Below are 21,156 nucleotides of genomic sequence, written 5' to 3' on the forward strand. Positions count from 1 at the left end.
TCCATGAGCGATACGCACGACCACGACGGCGAGCACGAAGGCGCCGAACACCCCCAGTTCATGCGGCGTATCCGCAGCTTCGTGCTGCGCGAGGGTCGCATGACGCCCGCGCAGCAGCGCGCCTTCGACGAACACTGGGCCCGCTTCGGCATCGACTACTCCGGCTCGTCGCAGGACTTTGCCTCCCGCTTCGGCCGTACCGCGCCGCGGGTGCTGGAAATCGGTTTCGGCAACGGCGAGGCGCTAGCGTGGGCGAGCGAGCATGACCTCACGCGCGACTTCATCGGCGTGGAGGTGCACGGCCCCGGCGTGGGCCGCCTGATGAACGCGCTCGCCGCGCGCGGCGCCAGCAATGTGCGTCTCTACAAGCACGATGCCGTCGAGGTGCTGGAGAACGAGATTCCGCCCGGCACGCTCGCCGAAGCACGCATCTGGTTTCCCGACCCGTGGCACAAGAAGCGCCACAACAAGCGCCGCATCATCCAGCCCGAGTTCGTTGCCCTGCTCGCCTCGCGCATGGCGCCCAACGGTCTGCTGCATCTGGCCACCGACTGGCAACCCTACGCCGAGCACATGCTCGAGGTGATGGAAGCGGCGCCCGATTGGCGCAACGACCTCGGCCCCGGCCAGTACGCAGAGAAGCCCGCCTGGCGCATCGAGACCCACTTCGAACGTCGCGGCCTGAAGCTGGGCCATGGCGTGTGGGATCTGCTGTATCGCAAAGTCTGAGCAGGCCGCCGCTTGCTCCCCTGCTCCGCGCGGAGAGGGCGGGAACGATGGGTCACGCTGCCTCAACCGGTTTTGCGGGGAAGCGCGCCGCCGAACACCAGCGCGACCTTTTTCATTGACCCCATCTGCACGTCGTATTGCAGGCTAGGTTCACCAGAGCAAGGCACCACGCGCTTATACTCACGTCTCAAACAGGGACGAGTCGTCGTAGCGTGAAGCTCCCACTGCCCACATCCAATCGTCGCCAAGACGCCCTGCCAAGGGGCGCGCGCTAGTGGGACTCGCCCTCACCCCTGAAATGATCCTGGTGCTGGGGCTGGTGGGCTTCACCATGCTGATGCTGGTGCTGGAATGGATCCGCGCCGACATGGTGGCCTTGCTCGTGGTGGTGGTGATCGGCCTCACCGGGCTCATACCTTCCGACCGCGTGTTCAACGGCTTCGCCGGTAACGCGGTCATCGCCATCATTGCCATCATGATCATGGGCGCGGGCCTGGACCGCGCCGGCGTGCTCACGCTCACCGCCAGCTTCGTGATGCGCATGGCACGCGGCGTGGAATCGCGCCTTGGCCTGGTGATCAATCTGGTCACGAGCCTGTTCAGCGCGGTCATCCCCAGCCAGGCGCTGGCAGCGCTGATGATCCCCGTCACCAGTCGCCTCGCCGCACGCACCGGCGTGCCGATCTCGCGCCTGCTGCTGCCGATGGCGTTCTGCATACTCACCGCCACCAACACCACGCTGATCGCCAACTCGCCGCTGATCGTGCTCAACGACCTGGTGGCCAGCTCGAACGCCAACCTGCCGGCCGGCGCGCACACCATTCCGAAATTCGGCCTCTTCAGCGTCACGCCCGTCGGCCTGGTGTTGGCGCTCACCGGTGTCGCTTTCTTCTATTTCTTCGGCAAGAAGCTGCTGCCCGAGCGCGAAGACGAACGCCTCAAGGTGACGCCCGGCCGCACGGAAAGTTACTTTGCGGATACCTACGGCATCGTCGGCGAAACGGCTGAGCTCACGGTCACTGCGGAGAGTCCGCTGGTGGGCATGAGCATCGGTGAGGTCGAGCAGCTCTATGGCGCGCCGCTGATCCTTGCCATCAAGAGCGGCAACGACGCGCGCATGGCGCCGCCGGCGGATCACGTCATCTGGGTGGGCTCCGTGCTTGGCGTGCTCGGCCCGCGCGACCAGCTCAACCAGTTCGCCAACAACCAGTTGTGCAAACTTTCGCCCCGCATGCGCCAGTTGGGCGAACTGTTCAATCCGTCGCGTGCGGGCATTTCCGAAGCGGTGATTCCACCGAGCTCACGTTTCCTCAAGCAGACCGTGGGCGATCTGCGACTGCGCAAGCGTTACGGCATTTCCGTGCTGGCGGTGAATCGCGGCGACCAGGTCTATCGCGATGACGTGCGCTCGGTAAGCCTGCGCGCCGGCGACACCCTGGTGCTGCATTCGAGCTGGCGCGATCTGGTACTTGCCAGCGAAGACCGTGACCTCGTCGTCGTCACCGATATTCCCAAGGAAGAACAGCGACCCGGCAAGGTCTGGCAGGCCGTCGGCTTCTTTCTGCTCGCCAAGTGCCTTGCACTGTTCACTCATCTCGACCTCTCCGTGGCCATGATGACCGGCGCCATCGGCATGCTGCTCACCGGCGTGCTCAACATGGACGAGGCATACAAGGCGATCAACTGGAAAACCATCTTCGTCACCGCGTGCCTCATTCCGCTCGGCTGGTCGATGGATGCCACCGGTGCCGCCGCGTGGCTCGCGCAGGAAGTGCTGCAACACCTGGGTCATACCAACCACTGGATCCTGCAGCTGTCGCTGGCCATCCTCACCCTGCTGTTCTCGCAGGTGATGTCCAACGTCGGCGCCACCGTGATGATGGTCCCCATCGCCATCAGCGTCGCCGTTGCCACCGGCAACAACCCATCCGCCTATGCGCTGATCGTCGCCGTCTCCTCCTCCAACACCTTCCTGCTCAGCTCAGGCCATCCGGCTTTGATGATGGTCGCAGGCCCTGGTGGTTATCGTGGCAAGGATTTCCTGCGTGTTGGTTTGCCTCTGACGGCGATCGTGCTGGTGTTGACGTTGGTGACGATTAATTTGATGTATCACTAGCGCTTCCTGCGCCAACGAATACATCCAGCGACCCAAGCTCGGCGCGGTCCATGTCACCAAGCCGCCCCTGGATCCGGCGTCGTCCCAGCTCGGCACCGTGGCACTTTTCACTCATTTTATCAGGCAGCCCATGGCACTGAACGACAGAATCAGGAAGTTCTGGCTTGGCGTCACAGCCACGGATGAAGCAGCTGACGCGGAAGGAGCAAGCATTCCCCATGATGATTCAAGCTGGTCTCCTGTGACCCTTGCGGTCAATGCCCTTGCCACGGCGCAAGGTGCGGGCGTGGTCGTTTACAGGACCAAGGCAGATATGTTGGCAGACACAGGCCGCCCAACCGGAACAGGAGCGTGGGTGCTGATCGATCCCGATCCCGCGGCCAACACCAGCTACATATGGAATGGCAACGCATGGGCTGTTTCTTTTGATCGACTGACATTCGCTCTCGGGAATGGCTCTGGCTTTCAGCAGGCCGGGGCGCATGCCGAACTTCGAAGCATCCAGGACAAGCTGCGCGAACTCAGCCTTAGTCCCACCGACTTTTCAAATCCGTCAATCGCCAATGGCTCGGCAACTGCAGATGCATCGCTTCTGGCCGCCATTGAGCAGGCCAACACGACCGGTCAACAGATAACCATCCCAGCCGGCCAATACAAATTGGCTGGTAACACCACTTTTCCCATAGACCTCGGCAGATTCAGCCTGGTTGGCGAGGGGGATGTCACGTTCGACTGCTCGGCATTTACCGGCAGCAACGTGTTTCAGGTCTACTCGTCTGCCCAATATCCGGTTGCTGCCTACAAGAACACCAAGCATCGGTTTGCCGGCATCACACTGATAGGTGGCAAGGTCGCAGGGCGGCACGGCATTCTCGTGGGACACGACGACCATGGTTATGCTGGCCAGATTCATTTTGAAAACGTTGCGGTCGCCCGATTCGACCGAAACCACCATTACACGAACAACGCGTGGCGTATCGCATGGCGAAGCTGCACGTTCATCGACGCGATGACCTGGCTCGCCATCGCTCCAAAGGGTCTGAAGAATGCTGGCGAGGTCATCTACTACGACCATTGCCAGTTCTCTGACGGAGATGGTGATATCCAATGGGCCTGCGACAGTTGGCAGGTCGACATGGTTGGCTGTTCGATACTCAACACGACCATGTTCGTCGCCGGCCAGGGCGTTACCGTCAATGTATTCGGGGGAAGCGTCACCACCAGCGCTACGCCGAGCAATGACATCAGCCATCGAGCGAGCAAGGGCCTTGCACAGAAGGCAACCCAGGCGGTGAAAACGATCATGCAGGGTAGAAGTACGGCAAGATCGCCGAAATAACTCAAGTAAGTCCATGACGAATGCATCATGGTGTCCTCTTGCCATAGTGCGAATCGTGCGTCTCTGCCGAGTAAGCGCACATCGCGGAACCGTCCAGTTCGACCACCCGAGCCATCAGGCGGAATAAGATTCAAGCGTGAGTCGGTTCATTTCCTCAAGCGTAAAACGATGGCGACTGAGTCCCAGTGCTTCTTCGCCCATCTTGGCCAGCATCTCCACAGTGCACGCCCCAATAGCCTCGGCAATGGCCGAGGCACTATGCGGCGAAAAGAGCATTCCCGTCCTGGCGTTTTCCACAATCTCCGGAAGCGAACAGTGATTGCCTGCAATGACAGGCAGACCCAAGACCTGCGCTTCAGCAGCCACAAGGCAGAAAGATTCCCAGCGACTTGGCACGATCAAGACGTCGGATTTCGCGATGTGCTCTCGGACTGCTGCCGGCGCCAACCAGCCAGCGTAGGTTATTTTTGAAGACGCTGGCGGCTCAAAAGATTTCTCGACCGCCTCGCCCACTACCGTCAGATGAAAAGCATCCAGCGATAGACTGTCCATCGCTTCCAGCAAGAGGTCGAAACCCACCTTCGGCCATCATCTGGAAAAAAGCGGCAATCACGGCTACCGCAGCAACCGCGCCGAAGATGTCGGGTGCAAATACGCGCGCCAATATCATCAGTGACAAGAGATTGGCCGCATAGATTGCGTAGCGACTAAGCAGGCTCCTGCCCAGCGCCGAATAGAAATGCTTCGATGGGTTATTCACGTCTGTAAGCCGTTGCGTCCCGGGCTCTCATCAGGCGCCGGCAAACTTCACTCGATTCGTTGATAAAGCGCGCATCACGAACGTGCCAATCACCCCAGAGGGCGTTCTTAATAATCCATTGGGGCCGTGCCGGACAGTCATTTACGCTTATCAGTAGGCATTACTTCTCTTGAGAAGAATCCATGGCGTGGTCAAAATTATCTTGAGGTCTAGCCATAGAGACCAGTTCTCGATGTATGAAATGTCGCATTCGACACGGCGTGCCATTTTGTCCAACGTGTGGGATCCACTGATCCGCGACGGCGGCGCCATACTGAGCCGGCGCTACTCTCTGTACTCGCTCACCAGCGATCGGGATCTAGACAACTTCCGCAGCAATCTCGACAAGATCACCGAGTGATGCGCAAGGCCCGGATCGATGCCGGGCCTTTCTTCATCGGTCGCGACGCCAAGATGCATGGCTCAATCGTCAAGCCAAACCTCGCCCTCGGTCACGCGCACGCCTACGGCACGCAGGTGCTCGCCACGGCAGGGGCCGCCAACGCACAGGCCGTCGACATCCTGAAACGACGCGCCATGGGCCGCGCAGATCAGCAGGTTGTCCTTCACCAGGAACTTGCCCGGCGCCCAATCCAGTCGACGCCCCGCATGGGGGCAGATGTTGAGATAGGCGTGCACGGCGTCCTTGCGGCGCAGCACGATCACGCTTTCTTCGCCGTCGCGCAGCACGGCATCGACGGCGATGGCGCCGCCGTCGGGAATATCGTCCAGTCGGCAAAGCGCCTGGTCGGGTGCAGCTGTATCCATCGGCACTTGCCTCTTTGGCCTTAAGGCCCCATCGTTACGCACGTAAGTCGTTGATTTTACCACACGGATTTTTAACACATGCGCTTTTCACTGCCCATGCCGCGTCGTTCCCGCCACCCGCTGATCCGCGCCCTGTCGCTGCTCGTGGGGCTCGCCGTGGTGGGCGTCTTGATGGTGTTCGGTCTTGTGGTGGCCAGCGTGCTGCTGATCGGCGGGGCCGTGGTGTTCGCACTGCGCCAATGGTCGCGCAAGCGCGGCGCCGTGTCGCCTGCGGCTCGTCGTGCCCACACGCCCGAAGTCATCGAGGGCGAATACGTGGTGTTGCACCAGACGCATCACGCCGCGCGTTGACGTCCCGGCCCCAGGGCCGCCACGCAACACCGTCCATCGACGCTTTGACGTGACCCGGAGTTGATCGGGCGCCTGCGGGTGTCCGCCGTGCTGCGCAAGATCCGGATGGCTGCCCCACGAGGGCAGCATTAGGCTGGATCCATCGGTTCTTCGGATGTCGACCATGACTGCCCGCCACGCCAACGAAAGCACTCTCGAACATGTCCGCCTGCTGCTGGAACGCGCCGACGAGGCGCCCACCCTGCAGGCGCTGGCTGAGGCCGCCAGCCTCAGTCCCAGCCACCTGCAGCGCGCCTTCCGCCGTCGTTACGGCATGAGTCCGGCCGAATATCACCGCGCGCGCCGCTTCGGACAACTCAAGAGCGCGCTGCGCAAAGGCGCCGCCGTTTCCGACGCGGTGTACGACGCGGGCTTCGGCTCCGGCAGCCGCGTGTACGAACACAGCGACCGCCTGCTGGGCATGACGCCTGCCAGCTATCGCGCGGGCGGTGCGGGTGCGGACATCCGCTATACCACCACCGATACACCGCTGGGCCGGCTGCTGGTCGCCACCACGTCGCGAGGCATCTGCTCGGTCACGCTGGGCGATACCGATGCGGAACTGGAAAAGCGCCTCGCCGACGAGTTTCCGCAAGCCTCGCGCGAACGCGTGGATGCCGGCCGCGAAGAATGGCTGGATGCAGTGATCGCCCGCATCGCCAGCGAGCTGGGCTGGAGCGACGTGGATGCACCCGACCTTCCGCCACTCGACGTGGCCGCCACCGCCTTTCAATGGCGCGTATGGAACGCACTGACGCGGATTCCGTCAGGAACCACCAAGAGTTACGGCGAGCTCGCTGCGGAACTGGGCATGCCCAAAGCGGCTCGTGCCATCGGCAATGCGTGCGGCAACAATCGCCTGGCGTTGATCGTGCCGTGCCATCGCATCGTGCGTGAAGATGGCTCACTCGGCGGCTGGCGTTGGGGCGTGGAGCGCAAGCGCGAGCTGCTCGCCAGCGAACGGCGCGATGAGCACCGGCAGGGACATCGCTCCGCCGCGTGACTTGAGCGCTGCTCAAGCCTGCCTTGCGGAAGCCTCGCTTCCGACCGCAACGCGCCCGGACTAAGGTTGTTCTGCCTGTAAACTATGAGCGGCATCCACCCCGGGATGCCCCTCGCGCAGCCCGCCATGACAGACACGACGACTTCTTCAGCCGCCCCTGCGGTGATTGCTCCTGTTGCCGACACGCGCCTGCTCGTGCCGCTGGGGCTGTTCGCGCTGTACATCATCTGGGGCTCGACCTACCTGGGCATCCGCTATGCCCTGGAAAGCTATCCGCCCTTCCTGCTTGCGGGCATTCGTTTCCTCGGCGCGGGTGTTGCGCTCTTCGCCTTCCTGCGCCTGCGTGGCGTGGCGATGCCCACGCCGCGCCAATGGCGCAACGCCGCCATCACCGGCTTCCTGTTGCTGGGCGTCGGCAACGGTCTGGTGTGTTTTGCGGAACAGCGCGTGAGCTCGGGCATCGCGGCCGTCGCGGTGGCCAGCATGCCGCTGTTCGCCGCGGTGTTTTCGGGCCTCTACGGCGAATGGCCCTCGCGACGCGAGACCGTCGGGTTGGTGATCGGCTTCGTCGGCGTGATTGTGCTGAACCTCGGCGCCGGTCTTTCCGGTTCGCGCCTGGGTGCCATTGCCTTGCTGGTCGCCGCGATGAGCTGGGCGTTCGGCTCCACCTGGAGTCGTCGCCAGGACATGCCGGCAGGCCCCATGAATACGGCTGCGCAGATGCTCTGCGCGAGCGTGGCGATGTTGATCGTGGGTTTTGCGAGCGGCGAGCAGTTGCCTGCGCACCCGACCACACGCGCCACGCTGGCGCTGATCTATCTCGCCGTGTTCGGCTCCATCATCGCCTTCAGCGCCTTCCTCTACGTGCTCAAGCACGCACGCCCTGCCCTGGCCACCAGCTATGCGTACGTGAACCCACCGGTGGCCGTGCTGTTCGGCGTGCTGCTCGCCGGCGAAAGCGTGGGGCCGTACGACCTGATCGGCATGGCCATCATCCTGGTGGGCGTGGGCGCCATTACGCTGGCCCGCCAGCGCCGTTGATGTCGGCATGGCCTGGCGAAGAAAAAAGGGCGCGTCGTTCGACGCGCCCTTTCTTTCGTGCATGACTCTCAGAGTTCGCGCAGCGCCGTCGTCACCGGCAAACGCGCGGCGCGCATCGCTGGGAAGATGCCGCCGATGAAGCCGATGGCCAGCGCCCACTTGAGCCCCGTCCACAGCAGCGCCGGCGACACGCGCAATTCGAAACTCAACTTGCCCACGGTGCCCGCCGCCAGCGTGGATGCGCTGTAACCGTTGAAGATCAGCCACGCGAGCAAGCCGCCGAGCAGCCCGCCTACCAATGCCAGCAGCATGGTTTCGAGCATCACGGCGACCACCACGGGAAAGCCGCGGAAGCCGATGGCGCGCAAGGTGGCGATTTCGCGTGCACGGGCGGCGACTGCGGCAAACATGGTGTTGAGTGCGCCGAACATGGCGCCGATGGCCATGATCAGGCCCACCGCGATGCCCACTACCTTGATCACCTTGGTCATGCCTTCGGACTGTTTGCTGAAGTAGTCGATCGTGGTGTTCACATCCACCTTCAGCTGCGGATTGCCTTCCAGTTCGGCCTTGAACTTGTCGTAGGAGGTGGGATCGGCCAGCCGCACTGTCACCGAGGCACGGCTGCTGCCGCGACGATAGGTATCGGCCACGACGCTCGCATCGCCCCACACTTCCGAATCCATCGCATCGCCGGACGAGAACACGCCGACCACCGTCCACTGCTGGTTGCCCAGCTTCACCGTGTGTCCCGGCACAAGGCCTTCGAACTGCTTGGCCGCGCCCTTGCCCACGATCAACTCGCGCATGCCGGGCTGGAAGTTGCGTCCTTCGACCACCTTCACGTTCGGTCGCACCGCCCACGCCTGGTCGCCGACGCCGCGAAGCTGCACGCTGCCTTCGTCGTCCGGGTTCCCGCCCTTCAGCGGAAGATTGGCCGCGACCACCAGTTCCGGCGACGCGATGGGCTGGCCCTTCGCGTCCTTGGCGATGCCAGCCGCCTGCGGGATCAGCGTGACGCTGTCATGGTCGAGCACGGACATCACTTCCGCCGCGGAGGATCCGCGCATCACGATGGCCGTGTCCGCGCTGCCGGTCTTGCGCAGCGTCTCTGCATAGCCTTCGCCCATGGCCAGCAGCGCCACCAGCACGCCGACCACGCCGGCAATGCCGATCACGATCACCGCCGACGAACCGAGGCGCTGCCGGAGCGTACTGATGCCCACGCTCGCCACCGATGCTGCGCGACGCCCGCCGCGGGTCAACGCCATCCACAGTGCAAACAGCACCGCCAGCACGATCACGCCCTGCCACGGCAGCATGATCCAGGCGACCAGCACCGCAGCGATCAGGAGGATCAAGCCAAGATTGATCAGGAAATTTTTCATGTCGCTCTCCTTAGCGGCCGGCCAATGCGTCGACGATGTTCAGTCGCATCGCCCGCATCGCCGGCAGCGCGCCCACCAGCAGACCGATGGCGACCATCAACACCAGGCCCAGGATCCAGCTGCTGGCACCCACGCTGGGCAGATTGAGCATGCCGCCGCTGCCTGCGCTCACGACGGGAATGATCAACGAGGCGAGGCCCAGCCCGATCACGCCGCCGAGCAACAGCAGCAACACCGACTCGGCCAGCACGATGCCGAGCACGGCGTGGTTGGAAAAGCCGATGGTCTTGAGCACAGCCAGCTCGCTGGTGCGCTCGCGCACCGCCTGCATCATCGTGTTGCCCGACAGCAGCAACAGCGTGAAGAACACCGCACCCATGATCGAGCCCACGATCAGGCCGATGTCCGCCAGCTGCTTCATCCAGTTGGCGGTGGCCGCCTGCTCGGTCTGCGTGCGCGTCTCGTGATCGGAATTGGCCGAGATCGCGTCGATGGCCTTGGCCACGCGGTCGGCTTCGTTCACATCGGCCACGCGCGTGACGTACCAGCCCACCGTGCCGCGATTGAACGGCGTGGTTTCGTCGAAGTACTTCCAGTGCAGCAACAGCATCTGGTCGAAGAAGCCACCGGCTTTCTTGTCCTTGGAATGCAGGATGCCGACGATGTCGAAGGTCCAGTTCTTGCTGCCCTGGCGATTGGGGAAGATCGTCGACTGCAGCGGAATCTTGTCGCCCACTTTCCAGTTGAAGCGCTTGGCCAGCTTCTCGCCCACGAGGATGCCGGTGCGCGTGTCGTCAAACGCCTTGCGCTCCGCCGCGCTCACGTCGATCTCCGGATAGAGATCGATGTAGTTCGGCTCCACCGCAAAGCTGAAGACCTGGTTGTGCGGATCCTGGTAGGCGCCGCCGAACCAGTTCGCGTAGGTCACCATCTTCACGCCGGGAACCTGCGCGATCTGCGATTCCAGCGACTGCGGCAGCGTCTGGATGAAAGAGAGTTTTGAGCCGGTCTGCAGGCGCTGCGCACCGTTGGCGCTCTGCCCGGCCTGGTTGAACGACGTGCGCACGGCGTCGAGCATGCCGAACAGGAGGAACGCGGCAATGATCGAGACGAGCGTGAGCAGGGTGCGGGCCTTGCGCCGGAACAGCGCCGCCCAGATGAGATGGAGATATTTCATCGTCGCATCCTCACGCCAGTGCCTGTTCGACCAAGGTACCCTTGTCCAGATGCAGCGTGTGGTTGGCGTACTCGGCCGCCTTCGGGTCGTGCGTGACCATCACGATGGTCTTGCCGTGCTCGCGGTTGAGCACGCGCAACAAGCCCAGCACTTCTTCCGCCGATTGACGATCGAGGTCGCCGGTCGGTTCGTCGCACACCAGCAGCGTGGGATCGGACACGATGGCGCGCGCAATCGCCACGCGCTGCTGCTGACCGCCGGAGAGTTCGCTCGGCTTGTGCGACGCGCGTTCGCCCAGCCCCACCAGCTGCAACGCGATGGAAGCGTTCTTGCGGCGCTGCGCGGCGGAAAGCTTGGTGAGCAGCAGCGGCAGTTCCACGTTGCGCTGCGCCGACAGCATCGGCATCAGGTTGTAGAACTGGAACACGAAGCCCACGTGCGAGGCGCGCCACTTGGCCAACTGGCCACCGCCGAGCTGATCAAGACGCTGGCCAGCCACGGTGATGCTGCCGCCGGTCGGCGTATCCAGGCCACCGATGAGGTTGAGCAAGGTGGTCTTGCCCGAACCCGACGGCCCCATCAGCGCAAGGAAGTCGCCCTCGGCGATGTCGAGGTTGATGTGGTGCAGCACTTCCACTTTCTGCTTGCCGCGCTCGTACACCTTGGAAAGGTCGCGGGTTTCGATCAACGTGCTCATGCTTGTGCTCCTGATGCGAATTGTTTGGCATCACGCGGCGGCGATGCACCCGATCACGCGTTGACGAGGCGGATCACTGCGCGGCTTTCGCCGCCACCTTGATCCGGTCGCCGTCCTTCAATGCTGTTGGCGGCGACACCACCACGGTGTCACCCACTTGCACGCCCGTCGGCAGCAGGCTCTGGTCGCCGATTTTCGAAGCGGCCGGCGACACGCTGCGTTGCTGCACGGTGTCACTGCTGACGATGAACACCACGCCGTGGCCGTCGCGCTGTGCGATGGCCGTGGTCGGCACCAGCGCGCCCTGCGGCGCCTGTGCCTGGGCTTGCGGCTCATCCTGCTTCTGTTCGAGGAAGGAGACGCGCACGCCCATGTCGGGAACGATGCGGGCATCCTTCTTCGCCAGCGCCACGCGCACTTTCACCGTGGCCTTGCCGCGATCGGCGGCAGGCACGATGGCGATGACGTGGGCGGGAATCTTCCAGTCGGGATAGGCGTCGAGCATGGCTTCGGCGGGCATGTTCGGTTTCACGCGGCCGATATAGGCCTCGTTGACGTCCACATCCACTTCCAGCGAATCCATGTCCACCACGGTGCCGATGCCGGTGCGGGTGAAGCCGCCGCCCGCGGAGAACGGCGAGACGATTTCGCCCACCTGCGCGTCCTTGGTGGTGATCACGCCATCGAACGGCGCACGGATCACGCAGTAGTCGAAGTTCACCCGCGCCTCCACCACCTGCGCATCGGCCGAGGCCGCGTTGCGCTGCTGCGACAGCAACTGGGCGCGCGTGCTGTCCACCAGCGTGCGCGACTGCTCGGCGGCCTGCTTGGCGACCAGACCCTTTACCGCGAGGCCTTCGTTGCGCACGGCATCGCGCTCGTTCTGCGCCAGCTGTACCTGGAACTGGGATACCAGCGCATGCGACGCAGCGGCAGCCGTACGGGCGGCATCGAGTGCCGCCTTGTACTGCGAGTCGTCCAGTCGCGCCACCACCTGGCCCTGCTTCACGTGATCACCTTCTTCGATCAGCACGTCGGTAAGCGTGCCGGTGATCTGCGCCGACACCGTGGCCTGCCGCCTCGCGGTGACATAACCGGTCGCCTGCAGCACCGCACCGGCCGCTGCATTGGCTACCGGCGACTGGGCCTGGGCCGTCTGCACCTCGATGGCACGCTGGCCCATCACCAGCCAGGCCACCAGCGCGATCAACAACAGCGCGAGCAACGCACCGCCGACGATCCAAGGCCAACGCCCCGGTCCCTGGCCATGCTCCTCGCGCAGGTGTTTCTCGATGCGCAGTTCCTTCAATAGATCTGCATTCGCCACACGCTCTCCCTGCCGGTCCCCGCCGGTTCCTCAGTGCGATACACAATGCTGGAGCGAGCCCGCCGGCTCCAGAAGCCCTCATCAGCCAAACGCAGTGACAGGTGTCATCCCGGCTGACACAGGTAGAGGGCAGAGAACCGGCCCGGTTGTACTCGCATGCCCGGCGCGAAAAAAGCTGACGTGACAGGAGACTGGCGTGCGGGGCCCGGGATGGTAACCTTCCGGGCCATGTCATACGCCATCACGCCTCCCGCTATTCCGAGCCTGCCGATCATCGGCAGCGACCAACGTTTTCCGGTGCGCCGCATCTTCTGCATCGGCCGCAACTACGCCGAGCACGCCCGCGAAATGGGTGCCACGGTGGACAAGGACACGCCGCTGTTCTTCACCAAGCCCGCCGATGCCGTGGTCACCGACGGTGCCGACGTCATCTACCCGCAAGCCACCAGCGACCTGCACCATGAAGTGGAAATGGTGGTGGCGCTGGGCGCGGGCGGACGTGACCTTTCCGCTCAACAGGCCGGCGCGCTGATCTGGGGTTACGGCGTGGGACTGGACCTGACCCGCCGCGACCTGCAGGCCGTTGCCAAGGCCAAGAGCCATCCGTGGGACGTGGCCAAGGGCTTCGACCATTCCGCGCCGGTGTCGGCATTGCGCCCGGCCGGCGAGGCGTCGCTCAACGACGACACCGCGCTTACGCTCACCATCAACGGCCAGCCGCGCCAGCACGGCCGCCTCGGCGACATGGTGCACGGCGTCAACGAAGTCATCGCCATCTTGTCGACGTTGTTCGAACTGAAGGCCGGCGACCTGATCTTCACCGGCACGCCGGCCGGTGTTTCGGCGTTGCAACGCGGCGACCGCTTCCATGCGGAGTTGGCGGGTGTGGCCACGCTCGAAGGCAAGGTCGTTTGAATTTGCGGACGCGGCTGCATGCCGCGTGCACATCACGCTGCGCTAGAGTGTTGGCGCCATCCAGCCCAGGGAGAGAAGCATGAGCATGATCAAAGAGTTCAAAGAATTCGCCATGCGCGGCAACGTGATCGATCTCGCGGTCGGCGTGGTGATCGGCGGCGCGTTCGGCAAGATCGTCACCTCGCTGGTGGACCAGATCATCATGCCGCCGATCGGCCTGCTCACCGGCGGCATCGATTTCGCGCAGATGAAGTGGGTACTCAAGGCCGCCGACAATACCGATCCCGCCCACAAAATTGCCGAAGTGGCTATTGGCTACGGCAGCTTCATCAATACCCTGATCCAGTTCCTCATCATTGCGTTTGCGATCTTCCTGGTAGTCAAGGCCATCAACCGGATCACCCGTCGCGAGGAGGCCGCGCCCGCGCCGCCGCCGGCGGACGTGGTGCTGCTTACCGAGATCCGCGACCTGCTCAAGTCGCAGAACCCGAAGTAAGCGACGAGGAACGTTGCGCGAAGAAGGCGCCGGTGGCGCCTTTTTTGTTTTTGCCGTTTTGCCCCCGCACCGTGACTTCTGGCCTAAGCAGCCAGAGGCACGCGGGCCATAATCGAAGTTTCCGCCCAAGGAACGTCCCCATGCGTCAACTGCCGCTTACCCTGCTCGCCACCAGCCTGATGTTTGCCATCGGCTCGGCGAACGCCGCCACCCAGACCACGGTTCCCGCCGCAGCCGTAAAGACGGCCGAACAGTTGCGCGACAAGGCGATGAACGACAACACGGCCTACGAGATCGTCGAATCGCTGACCACCGAAGTGGGTCCGCGCATTGCCGGCGGTCCGGCCGATCTGCGCGGCCGCGAGTGGGCCATTGCCAAGTTCAAGGCGCTGGGTTTCGACAAGGTCTACACCGAGCAGGTGACCTATCCGTTGTGGGAACGCCGCAGCGAACACGCCGCCATCGTGGCGCCGTTCCCGCAGGCGCTGGATCTGATTGCGCTGGGTTACTCGGCCGGCACGCCCAAGGGCGGCCTCACTGCCGAAGTGGTTCGCTTCGACAGCCTCGATGCGCTGAAGAAGGCTGACCCGGCCAGCGTGAAGGGCAAGATCGTCTACGTCGACGCGCACATGCAGCGCCACAAGGACGGCGCCGACTACGCCATCGGTTCGGGCGTGCGCGTGGGTGGCCCGGTGATCGCCGCCAAGATGGGCGCCGCTGCCTTCCTGCTGCGCTCGGCCGGCACCGATGCCAACAGCCGCACGCCGCACACGGGCGTCACCGGCTTCACTGATCCGAAGGACGCCATTCCCGCTGCCGCGCTTTCCAACCCCGATGCCGATCAGCTCACGCGCATCCTCGGTTACGGCAAGCCTGTCAGCGTCAAGCTCGACCTCGATGTCGGCTTCAACGGCAGCTACACCGGCGCCAACGTGATCGGCGAAGTCACCGGCAAGAAGCATCCGGAACAGGTCGTGGCCATCGGTGGACATCTCGATTCGTGGGATCCGGGCACCGGCGCCATCGACGACGGCGCAGGCGTGGCGATTGCCATGGCAGCAGGCAAGCTGATTCACGACATGCCGCAGCGCCCTGACCGCACCATCCGCGTCATCGCCTTCGCCAACGAAGAGATGGGCCTGTGGGGTGGTCGCGCGTACGCCGACAAGCACGCCGCGGAAGTGTCGAAGTTCCAGCTCGGCACCGAGTCCGACTTCGGTGCGCGCAAGGTGTGGCTGATGACCGCCAGCGTGAAGCCCGAGGCGCGCGGCGCCATCGAACAGATCGCCAAGGTGCTGGCGCCGATCGGCGTGGACTACGACGCCAAGAAGCCGGGCGGCGGCGGTTCCGACCTGTCGCAGATGCACGGCAAGGGCATGGCCGCGCTGACGCTGGTGCAGGACGGCACCGACTACTTCGACTACCACCACACCGCCAACGACACACTCGACAAGATTGACCCGAAGGAACTGGCGCAAAACGTGGCCGTGTACGCCGCCTTCTCCTACATGGCCGCGCAGGCCAATGGCGATTTCGGTTCAGCGCCGGATGCGTTCAAGGGCGACGGCGCGGAAGAGTGATGCCGGCGCCATGACGATAAAAGGGCGGCCCATGGCCGCCCTTTTTTTGTGCCGTTTTCACCGGCGCAATCAGTGCGCCGCTTCGGCCTCGCCCACCCGACGTTTGCGCGAGAACCGCTCGTGCAGGCGATCGAGATACAGATAGATCACCGGCGTCAGGTACAGCGTGAGCACCTGCGACACCAGCAGGCCACCCACCACCGCCAGGCCCAGCGGGCGGCGCGTATCTGCACCGGCACCCAAGCCCAGGGCGATCGGCAAGGTGCCGGCAAACGCGGCCATCGTCGTCATCATGATGGGGCGGAAACGCACGTGGCAGGCTTCCACGATGGCCAGCGCGGGCGCGGTGCCGTGGCTGCGCTGCTTCTCCAGCGCGAAGTCGATCATCATGATCGCGTTCTTCTTCACGATGCCGATCAGCATCACGATACCGACGAAGGAGAACAGGTCCAGCGGTGCGCGGAAGATCATCAGCGTAAGCAACGCACCCACGCCTGCCGACGGCAGGCCCGAAAGAATCGTCAACGGATGAATGAAGCTTTCGTACAGGATGCCGAGCACCAGGTAGATCACGAACAGCGCCAGCACCAACAGCAGGCCCATGCCCTGCATCGAATCCTGGAACGCCTGTGCCGTGCCCTGCACGCTGCCGGTGATCGTGGGCGGCAGGTTCATCTGCTTCATCGCGCCATCGATGCTCGCCACCGCTTCGCTGAGGCTCACGCCCGGCGCGAGATTGAACGACACCGTCACTGCGGGAATCTGCCCCTGGTGATTCACCGTGAGCGCCTGCGGCTTGCGCGCGAAGCTTGCCACCGCGTTGAGCGGCACCAGGCCGCCGCTGCTTGAGGTGACGTAGATCTGCGACAGCACATCCGGATCGTTCTGCAGCGCGTAATACACCTGCAGGATCACCCAGTACTGCGATGACGCGCCGTAGATGGTGGAAATCTGGTTGGCGCCGAACGCTGAGCCCAGGGCGGTCTGCACCTGGTCCATGGTGAGACCGAGCGTGGCGAGCTTGTCGCGATTCACGTCCACCACGATGGACGGACCATTGAGGTCCAGATCGCTGGTGACGTCCTGGAAACCAGGCAGCTTGCTGAAGGCGGTGATCACCTTGCCCGACCAGTCGTAGAGCGACGGCGTGTCGATCGACTGCAAGGTGTATTGGTACTGCGCCTTCGATTGACGTCCGCCCACCTGGATCGGCGGCGGGTTCTGGATATAGGCGCGGATGCCCGGCACCTTGGCGAACTTGACGCGCAGCTCCTGGATGATCTCGTTGATGCCGAGCGGCCGTTCACTGGCGGGCTTGAGCGTAAGCGACAACGAACCATTGTTGGTGGTGGTGCGCGCACCGCCGCTGCCTACCGAAGACATGTAGCTGGCGATGTTCGGATCCTCGCCCACGATCTTGGCCAGCTGCTGCTGACGCTGCGCCATGCTGGCCACGGAGGTGTCATCCGGGCCTTCCACGTTCACGTTGAGCTGGCCCGAATCGCCAGCCGGAATGAAATCCTTGTCCACCACCACGAACAGCACCGCGGTCGCCAGCAGGCTCGCCACGAACAGGCCCATGATGCTGCGCGGATGATGCACGGCCCAGGTCAGCGAACTCACGTAGCCGCGGCGCACGCGCTCGAAGCCCGCGTCGAACCACAGCACGACCCTGGCCTTCTTCTCGTGCTCGGCGTGTTTGAGGAAGCGGCTGCACAGCATGGGCGTGAGCGTGATCGAGACGAAGCCGGAAATCAGGATCGCCACGCTCAGCGTCACGGCGAACTCGTGAAACAGACGGCCCACGATGCCGCCCATGAACATCACCGGCAGGAACACCGCCACCAGCGAGAGCGTCATCGAGAAGATGGTGAAGCCGATTTCGCTGGCGCCCTTGAGCGAGGCTTCGTACGGGTCCATGCCCTCTTCCACGTGGCGCACGATGTTCTCGAGCATCACGATGGCATCGTCCACCACGAAGCCCACCACCAGCGTCAACGCAAGCAGCGAGAGATTGTCCAGGCTGTAGCCGAGCGCAAACATCGCGCCGAAGGTACCCACGATGGACACCGGCAGCGCCAGCGCGGGAATCAACGTGGCCGAGGCGTCGCCGAGGAACAGGTAGATCACCAGCACCACCAGCACACCCGCGAGCAACAGGGTGAACTGCACGTCATTCACCGATTCGCGAATCGACACCGAGCGGTCGTACAGCACGGCGAGCTTGATCGACGGCGGCAAGGTCGCCTCGAAGGTGGGCAGCACCGCGCGAATGCGGTCGATGGTCGCCACGGTGTTCGAACCGGGCTGGCGCTGGATGGCCAGCACGATGGCGCGCTCGCCGTTGTACCAGCTCGCCACCTGGTCGTTCTGCACGCTGTCTTCGGCCTTGCCCAGATCGGAAAGGCGCACCGGCGCACCGTTGCGATAGGCCACGATGATGCTGTTGTACAGGTTCGCCCGCTGCAATTGGCCGTCCGAACGGATCTGCAGCAACTGCCGATTGCCATTGAGCGAACCGGTGGCGAGATTGACGTTGGCCGCCGCCACCGCGTTCTGCACCGTGTCGATGCCGATGCCGCTGGCTGCCAGCTTCTGCGGATCCACGCTCACGCGCACGGCGTATTTCTGCGCGCCATACACGCTCACCTGCGCCACGCCATCGATCATCGACAGGCGCTGGGCGAGCTGCGTTTCCGCGTAATCGTCCACCACCGACAGCGGCTGCGTGCGCGAGCGCAGGGTGAGATAGAGGATGGGCGCATCCGCCGGGTTCACCTTGCGGAAGGTGGGCGGCGTGGGCATGTTGGTGGGCAGCTGGCGCTGCGCCGAGGAAATGGCCGCCTGCACGTCCTGCGCGGCGCCATCGATGTTGCGATCGAGTTCGAAGGTGAGCGTGATCGAGGTGCTGCCGAGCGCGCTGGTCGAGGTCATCGACTGGATGCCGGCAATGGTCGAGAGCTGGTTTTCCAGCGGCGTGGCCACTGCCGTGGCCATCGTCTCCGGCGCGGCGCCGGGCAGGCTCGCATTCACGGTGATGGTGGGGAAGTCGACGTTCGGCAGTTCGTTGACCGGCAGCTTCGGATACGCGGCAACGCCGAACACCAGCAACGCCACCATCAGCAGCGTGGTCATCACCGGACGTTGAATGCACAGGGCTGGCAGGTTCATGCGCGCCGACTCATCCGTTGTCGGTTACGACATGCATGCGCGCGCCATCGACCAGCAGCAGTTGGCCGTCCGTCACGACCGTCTCGTTGCCGTTCAAGCCCTTCTCGATGACGATCTGTCCATTCGTGGTGGGGCCCGCCGTGACCATGCGCTGCTGCACCGTGCCGTCCGCGTTGGCGACGAACACGAAGCTGCCCAGCGGCGAGTTCTGCAGCGCGACGACAGGCACAGTCACGACGTTGGTGAGGCGCGTGGTAGGCAGCGCGACCTCCACGAACTGTCCCGGCGTAAGTCGCACGTCGTCGTTCGCGTAGCGCGCCTTGAGCTGGATGGTGCTGGTGGTGGTATCCACCGCGTTGTTGATGAAGTCGAGCTCGGCATCCATCGCCGCGCCCTTGGAACCGGGAATGTTGACGGCGACCGGCACCTTGCCGCGCGCCATGGTGGCCTTGATGCCGTCGAGGCCCGTCTCCGGAATGGAAAACGTCACGTGGATCGGACGAATCTGGTTGAGCACGACAATGGAGGTGTCGTTCGCCGTGATCTGCGCGCCGGGATACATCAGCGGCGCACCCGCGATGGCATCGAACGGCGCCTGGATCTGCGCATAGCTCAATTGCGTACGTGCCAGTTCCACCGCCGCGTTGTCGGCTTTGACCGAAGCGGTGTAGATGCCCTGGTTAGCCTTGTACGTGTCGTAATCCATCTGCGACACGTAACCCTTGCCCAGCAGCGGCTGGTAACGCTTGATGATGGTGTTGGCGTTGTCGAGCTGCGCCTGGTCCTTGGCGAGATTGCCCAGCGCCTGATCCAGCTGCGCCTGCAGCAGGCTGGGATCGATGCGGATGATGGTGTCGCCCTGCTTCACCTGTCCGCCGGGCTTGAACAGCAGCGCCTGCAGTTGCCCGCTCACGCGCGCCTGCACATTCACCGTGGAAAACGCCTCGGCGCGACCGATCACCTTCAAGGTGAGATCGAGATCGCCACGATGCGCGCTGGCCACTTTCACTGGCACCGATGCGACCGCCACGGGCGTCTTCGCCTTGGCGCGCTCGGCGCCGCGGAACATCTGTGCCGCCACGATCGCAGCGACGATGACGACTGCCAGCACCACGAGTTTCTTGCGGGACCTACCTTGCATGATGTCTCCGACCACCCACCGCTATGGGCATGCCCGCCATGCGCCGGGATGCCGCCATATCGGCCGCGCTGCCTGTCCGAAAAAGGGGATTGCCGCACCCGAGCATGCCCGTGTTTCTACCTGGGCATCCCTCACCTCGCTGGTGCATTGCACTTAGGGATGCTCTGTCTGTTCCACATAGGCGTCACCGGTGCTGCCTGGCCGCAGATGGGGGTTGCGACGATGAAGGCAGGCTGGCGGCCTGTCGAATCGGCGCAGCGCGCAGCTGCGGCCAGGCAGAACCGGCCCGCAGGGTGATCTCCAGAGCGTCCGCAGGGCCCGACGTGCGCCTTGCCCAGGCCACCAGCCTGGGCTGCGTCACACCTCACGCCCTGCGGACGCTCTGGAGTCATGCCGCCCATGCGGAACAGACAGAGCATCCCTAACATTGTGATGCAGCCAGCGTCCGTGACCCGCACGACCGACAGCACTTGGCAAACCGCCCGCCGTCAGGCAGGCGACATGTTCATCGCAACATAGTGTGGCAGCAGCATGACATACACCTGCCAGAAGGCCTGGTTGGCCGGATTTGTCGTCCCGCGAGGTGGATCAGACCTCGACGTCGTCGGGGTGGCCGCCGTTGTCCAACGCCTGCAGGTTTTCCTTCATGCGGTTGAGCACGCCCAACGCATGTTCCAGCTCGGCCACGGTAATGCCCACCGTGGCGTCCTTGCGCACGCCCTTGGCGATCAGCTCCATGTCGGCAATGACGCCGCGCGCCTGGTCGGTCACGTAGAGCCGCCATGCGCGGCGGTCCTTGGGATCGGGGCGGCGCTCGACGAACCCGGCAGCCTGCAGGCGATCGATCACGCGACCCACCGCGATGGGCTCCATCTCCAGCGATTCGGCCAGCTCGGTCTGGCGCAGGCCTTCGCGGTGATAAAGCATCTTGGTGGCGCGCCACTGGGCGCGGGTCAACCCGAATTTCACGGCCCGCCTGTCGAAGTGCTTGCGGAACAGCAAGGTGACATCGTTGAGCAGATAGCCAAAAGAGATGTCTTCTGCCTTAGTCATGGCGATAGCTCAGTTCCGGTAGAGCG

At 63.9% G+C, this 21,156-nt stretch carries 20 protein-coding genes; 10 read left to right on the forward strand and 10 right to left on the reverse strand.

Annotation, left to right across the window (positions count from 1 at the left end; genetic code table 11):
* Nucleotides 1-3: 3 nt before the first annotated feature.
* From trmB to ABIC75_RS09100, 3 genes are all read left to right on the forward strand, one after another.
* On the forward strand, nucleotides 4-729 hold the full coding sequence (gene trmB / locus ABIC75_RS09090) for a tRNA (guanosine(46)-N7)-methyltransferase TrmB (RefSeq protein WP_354013513.1): 726 nt from the start codon (nucleotides 4-6) through the stop codon (nucleotides 727-729).
* A gap of 298 nt (nucleotides 730-1,027) precedes the next feature.
* A complete protein-coding gene (locus ABIC75_RS09095; RefSeq protein WP_354013738.1) occupies nucleotides 1,028-2,845 on the forward strand; it encodes an SLC13 family permease in 1,818 nt (605 codons plus the stop codon).
* 130 nt (nucleotides 2,846-2,975) lie between these two features.
* Nucleotides 2,976-4,184: a hypothetical protein gene (locus tag ABIC75_RS09100; RefSeq protein ID WP_354013514.1), complete on the forward strand. Its 1,209-nt coding sequence runs from the start codon at nucleotides 2,976-2,978 to the stop codon at nucleotides 4,182-4,184.
* 114 nt (nucleotides 4,185-4,298) lie between these two features.
* On the opposite strand, the gene ABIC75_RS09105 is transcribed toward ABIC75_RS09100, so the two are convergent.
* Together ABIC75_RS09105 and ABIC75_RS09110 are read right to left on the reverse strand one after the other, a co-directional pair.
* The gene (locus tag ABIC75_RS09105) at nucleotides 4,299-4,763 is read right to left on the reverse strand and encodes a glycosyltransferase (RefSeq protein ID WP_354013515.1); all 465 of its coding nucleotides are present in this window, start codon (nucleotides 4,761-4,763) and stop codon (nucleotides 4,299-4,301) included.
* A gap of 331 nt (nucleotides 4,764-5,094) precedes the next feature.
* On the reverse strand, nucleotides 5,095-5,256 hold the full coding sequence (locus ABIC75_RS09110; protein WP_354013516.1) for a sugar transferase: 162 nt from the start codon (nucleotides 5,254-5,256) through the stop codon (nucleotides 5,095-5,097).
* Between ABIC75_RS09110 and ABIC75_RS09115 the strand changes: the two genes are divergently transcribed.
* Complete coding sequence (locus tag ABIC75_RS09115; RefSeq protein WP_354013751.1) at nucleotides 5,186-5,344, forward strand: hypothetical protein; 159 nt, start codon at nucleotides 5,186-5,188, stop codon at nucleotides 5,342-5,344. The two genes, ABIC75_RS09110 and ABIC75_RS09115, sit on opposite strands and share 71 nt — an antisense overlap.
* A gap of 62 nt (nucleotides 5,345-5,406) precedes the next feature.
* Here the strand turns inward: ABIC75_RS09115 and ABIC75_RS09120 are convergent, their stop codons facing one another.
* Nucleotides 5,407-5,751, reverse strand: a complete 345-nt coding sequence (locus ABIC75_RS09120) for a Rieske (2Fe-2S) protein (protein ID WP_354013517.1) — start codon at nucleotides 5,749-5,751, stop codon at nucleotides 5,407-5,409.
* A 78-nt stretch (nucleotides 5,752-5,829) separates the two neighbouring features.
* Between ABIC75_RS09120 and ABIC75_RS09125 the strand changes: the two genes are divergently transcribed.
* The 3 genes from ABIC75_RS09125 (at nucleotide 5,830) to yedA (ending at nucleotide 8,185) form a co-directional block, all read left to right on the forward strand.
* Complete coding sequence (locus tag ABIC75_RS09125) at nucleotides 5,830-6,102, forward strand: hypothetical protein (protein ID WP_354013518.1); 273 nt, start codon at nucleotides 5,830-5,832, stop codon at nucleotides 6,100-6,102.
* Nucleotides 6,103-6,265: 163 nt separating this feature from the next.
* Nucleotides 6,266-7,144 carry a methylated-DNA--[protein]-cysteine S-methyltransferase gene (locus tag ABIC75_RS09130; RefSeq protein WP_354013519.1) on the forward strand — a complete coding sequence of 293 codons (879 nt, stop codon included), beginning with the start codon at nucleotides 6,266-6,268 and terminating at the stop codon, nucleotides 7,142-7,144.
* A gap of 126 nt (nucleotides 7,145-7,270) precedes the next feature.
* On the forward strand, nucleotides 7,271-8,185 hold the full coding sequence (gene yedA / locus ABIC75_RS09135; protein ID WP_354013520.1) for a drug/metabolite exporter YedA: 915 nt from the start codon (nucleotides 7,271-7,273) through the stop codon (nucleotides 8,183-8,185).
* Between the two features lie 68 nt (nucleotides 8,186-8,253).
* On the opposite strand, the gene ABIC75_RS09140 is transcribed toward yedA, so the two are convergent.
* From ABIC75_RS09140 to ABIC75_RS09155, 4 genes are all read right to left on the reverse strand, one after another.
* The gene (locus tag ABIC75_RS09140; protein WP_354013521.1) at nucleotides 8,254-9,573 is read right to left on the reverse strand and encodes an ABC transporter permease; all 1,320 of its coding nucleotides are present in this window, start codon (nucleotides 9,571-9,573) and stop codon (nucleotides 8,254-8,256) included.
* A gap of 10 nt (nucleotides 9,574-9,583) precedes the next feature.
* Nucleotides 9,584-10,750 (reverse strand): ABC transporter permease, encoded by a 1,167-nt coding sequence (locus ABIC75_RS09145; RefSeq protein ID WP_354013522.1) that lies wholly within the window; start codon nucleotides 10,748-10,750, stop codon nucleotides 9,584-9,586.
* Between the two features lie 10 nt (nucleotides 10,751-10,760).
* Entirely contained in the window at nucleotides 10,761-11,447 is a 687-nt protein-coding gene (locus tag ABIC75_RS09150) for an ABC transporter ATP-binding protein (RefSeq protein ID WP_354013523.1), read from the reverse strand.
* A 73-nt stretch (nucleotides 11,448-11,520) separates the two neighbouring features.
* Nucleotides 11,521-12,774, reverse strand: coding sequence for an efflux RND transporter periplasmic adaptor subunit (locus tag ABIC75_RS09155; RefSeq protein ID WP_354013524.1), 1,254 nt, complete (start codon nucleotides 12,772-12,774; stop codon nucleotides 11,521-11,523).
* 228 nt (nucleotides 12,775-13,002) lie between these two features.
* Here ABIC75_RS09155 and ABIC75_RS09160 point away from each other — a divergent pair, with 228 nt between their 5' ends.
* The 3 genes from ABIC75_RS09160 to ABIC75_RS09170 all read left to right on the forward strand — a co-directional run bounded on the left by ABIC75_RS09160 (nucleotide 13,003) and on the right by ABIC75_RS09170 (nucleotide 15,765).
* Nucleotides 13,003-13,689, forward strand: a complete 687-nt coding sequence (locus tag ABIC75_RS09160) for a fumarylacetoacetate hydrolase family protein (protein ID WP_354013525.1) — start codon at nucleotides 13,003-13,005, stop codon at nucleotides 13,687-13,689.
* A 79-nt stretch (nucleotides 13,690-13,768) separates the two neighbouring features.
* Nucleotides 13,769-14,185, forward strand: coding sequence for a large-conductance mechanosensitive channel protein MscL (gene mscL, locus ABIC75_RS09165; protein ID WP_354013526.1), 417 nt, complete (start codon nucleotides 13,769-13,771; stop codon nucleotides 14,183-14,185).
* A 140-nt stretch (nucleotides 14,186-14,325) separates the two neighbouring features.
* Nucleotides 14,326-15,765, forward strand: a complete 1,440-nt coding sequence (locus tag ABIC75_RS09170; RefSeq protein ID WP_354013527.1) for a M20/M25/M40 family metallo-hydrolase — start codon at nucleotides 14,326-14,328, stop codon at nucleotides 15,763-15,765.
* Between the two features lie 69 nt (nucleotides 15,766-15,834).
* On the opposite strand, the gene ABIC75_RS09175 is transcribed toward ABIC75_RS09170, so the two are convergent.
* The 3 genes from ABIC75_RS09175 to ABIC75_RS09185 all read right to left on the reverse strand — a co-directional run bounded on the left by ABIC75_RS09175 (nucleotide 15,835) and on the right by ABIC75_RS09185 (nucleotide 21,130).
* A complete protein-coding gene (locus ABIC75_RS09175) occupies nucleotides 15,835-18,936 on the reverse strand; it encodes an efflux RND transporter permease subunit (protein ID WP_354013528.1) in 3,102 nt (1,033 codons plus the stop codon).
* 10 nt (nucleotides 18,937-18,946) lie between these two features.
* Nucleotides 18,947-20,077 (reverse strand): efflux RND transporter periplasmic adaptor subunit, encoded by a 1,131-nt coding sequence (locus ABIC75_RS09180; RefSeq protein WP_354013529.1) that lies wholly within the window; start codon nucleotides 20,075-20,077, stop codon nucleotides 18,947-18,949.
* 588 nt (nucleotides 20,078-20,665) lie between these two features.
* A complete protein-coding gene (locus tag ABIC75_RS09185) occupies nucleotides 20,666-21,130 on the reverse strand; it encodes a MarR family winged helix-turn-helix transcriptional regulator (protein WP_354013530.1) in 465 nt (154 codons plus the stop codon).
* Nucleotides 21,131-21,156 lie beyond the last annotated feature (26 nt).

It is taken from the genome of Dyella japonica (genome assembly GCF_040545895.1).
In the GTDB taxonomy this organism is placed as follows: domain Bacteria; phylum Pseudomonadota; class Gammaproteobacteria; order Xanthomonadales; family Rhodanobacteraceae; genus Dyella; species Dyella japonica_D.

Coding starts and splice junctions, on each gene's coding strand:
- trmB (WP_354013513.1), top strand. CDS start 4: ATGAGCGATACGCACGACCACGACGGCGAGCACGAAGGCGCCGAACAC.
- ABIC75_RS09095 (WP_354013738.1), top strand. CDS start 1,028: ATGATCCTGGTGCTGGGGCTGGTGGGCTTCACCATGCTGATGCTGGTG.
- ABIC75_RS09100 (WP_354013514.1), top strand. CDS start 2,976: ATGGCACTGAACGACAGAATCAGGAAGTTCTGGCTTGGCGTCACAGCC.
- ABIC75_RS09115 (WP_354013751.1), top strand. CDS start 5,186: ATGTCGCATTCGACACGGCGTGCCATTTTGTCCAACGTGTGGGATCCA.
- ABIC75_RS09110 (WP_354013516.1), bottom strand. CDS start 5,256: ATGGCGCCGCCGTCGCGGATCAGTGGATCCCACACGTTGGACAAAATG.
- ABIC75_RS09120 (WP_354013517.1), bottom strand. CDS start 5,751: ATGGATACAGCTGCACCCGACCAGGCGCTTTGCCGACTGGACGATATT.
- ABIC75_RS09125 (WP_354013518.1), top strand. CDS start 5,830: ATGCGCTTTTCACTGCCCATGCCGCGTCGTTCCCGCCACCCGCTGATC.
- ABIC75_RS09130 (WP_354013519.1), top strand. CDS start 6,266: ATGACTGCCCGCCACGCCAACGAAAGCACTCTCGAACATGTCCGCCTG.
- yedA (WP_354013520.1), top strand. CDS start 7,271: ATGACAGACACGACGACTTCTTCAGCCGCCCCTGCGGTGATTGCTCCT.
- ABIC75_RS09140 (WP_354013521.1), bottom strand. CDS start 9,573: ATGAAAAATTTCCTGATCAATCTTGGCTTGATCCTCCTGATCGCTGCG.
- ABIC75_RS09145 (WP_354013522.1), bottom strand. CDS start 10,750: ATGAAATATCTCCATCTCATCTGGGCGGCGCTGTTCCGGCGCAAGGCC.
- ABIC75_RS09150 (WP_354013523.1), bottom strand. CDS start 11,447: ATGAGCACGTTGATCGAAACCCGCGACCTTTCCAAGGTGTACGAGCGC.
- ABIC75_RS09160 (WP_354013525.1), top strand. CDS start 13,003: ATGTCATACGCCATCACGCCTCCCGCTATTCCGAGCCTGCCGATCATC.
- mscL (WP_354013526.1), top strand. CDS start 13,769: ATGAGCATGATCAAAGAGTTCAAAGAATTCGCCATGCGCGGCAACGTG.
- ABIC75_RS09170 (WP_354013527.1), top strand. CDS start 14,326: ATGCGTCAACTGCCGCTTACCCTGCTCGCCACCAGCCTGATGTTTGCC.
- ABIC75_RS09175 (WP_354013528.1), bottom strand. CDS start 18,936: ATGAACCTGCCAGCCCTGTGCATTCAACGTCCGGTGATGACCACGCTG.
- ABIC75_RS09180 (WP_354013529.1), bottom strand. CDS start 20,077: ATGCAAGGTAGGTCCCGCAAGAAACTCGTGGTGCTGGCAGTCGTCATC.
- ABIC75_RS09185 (WP_354013530.1), bottom strand. CDS start 21,130: ATGACTAAGGCAGAAGACATCTCTTTTGGCTATCTGCTCAACGATGTC.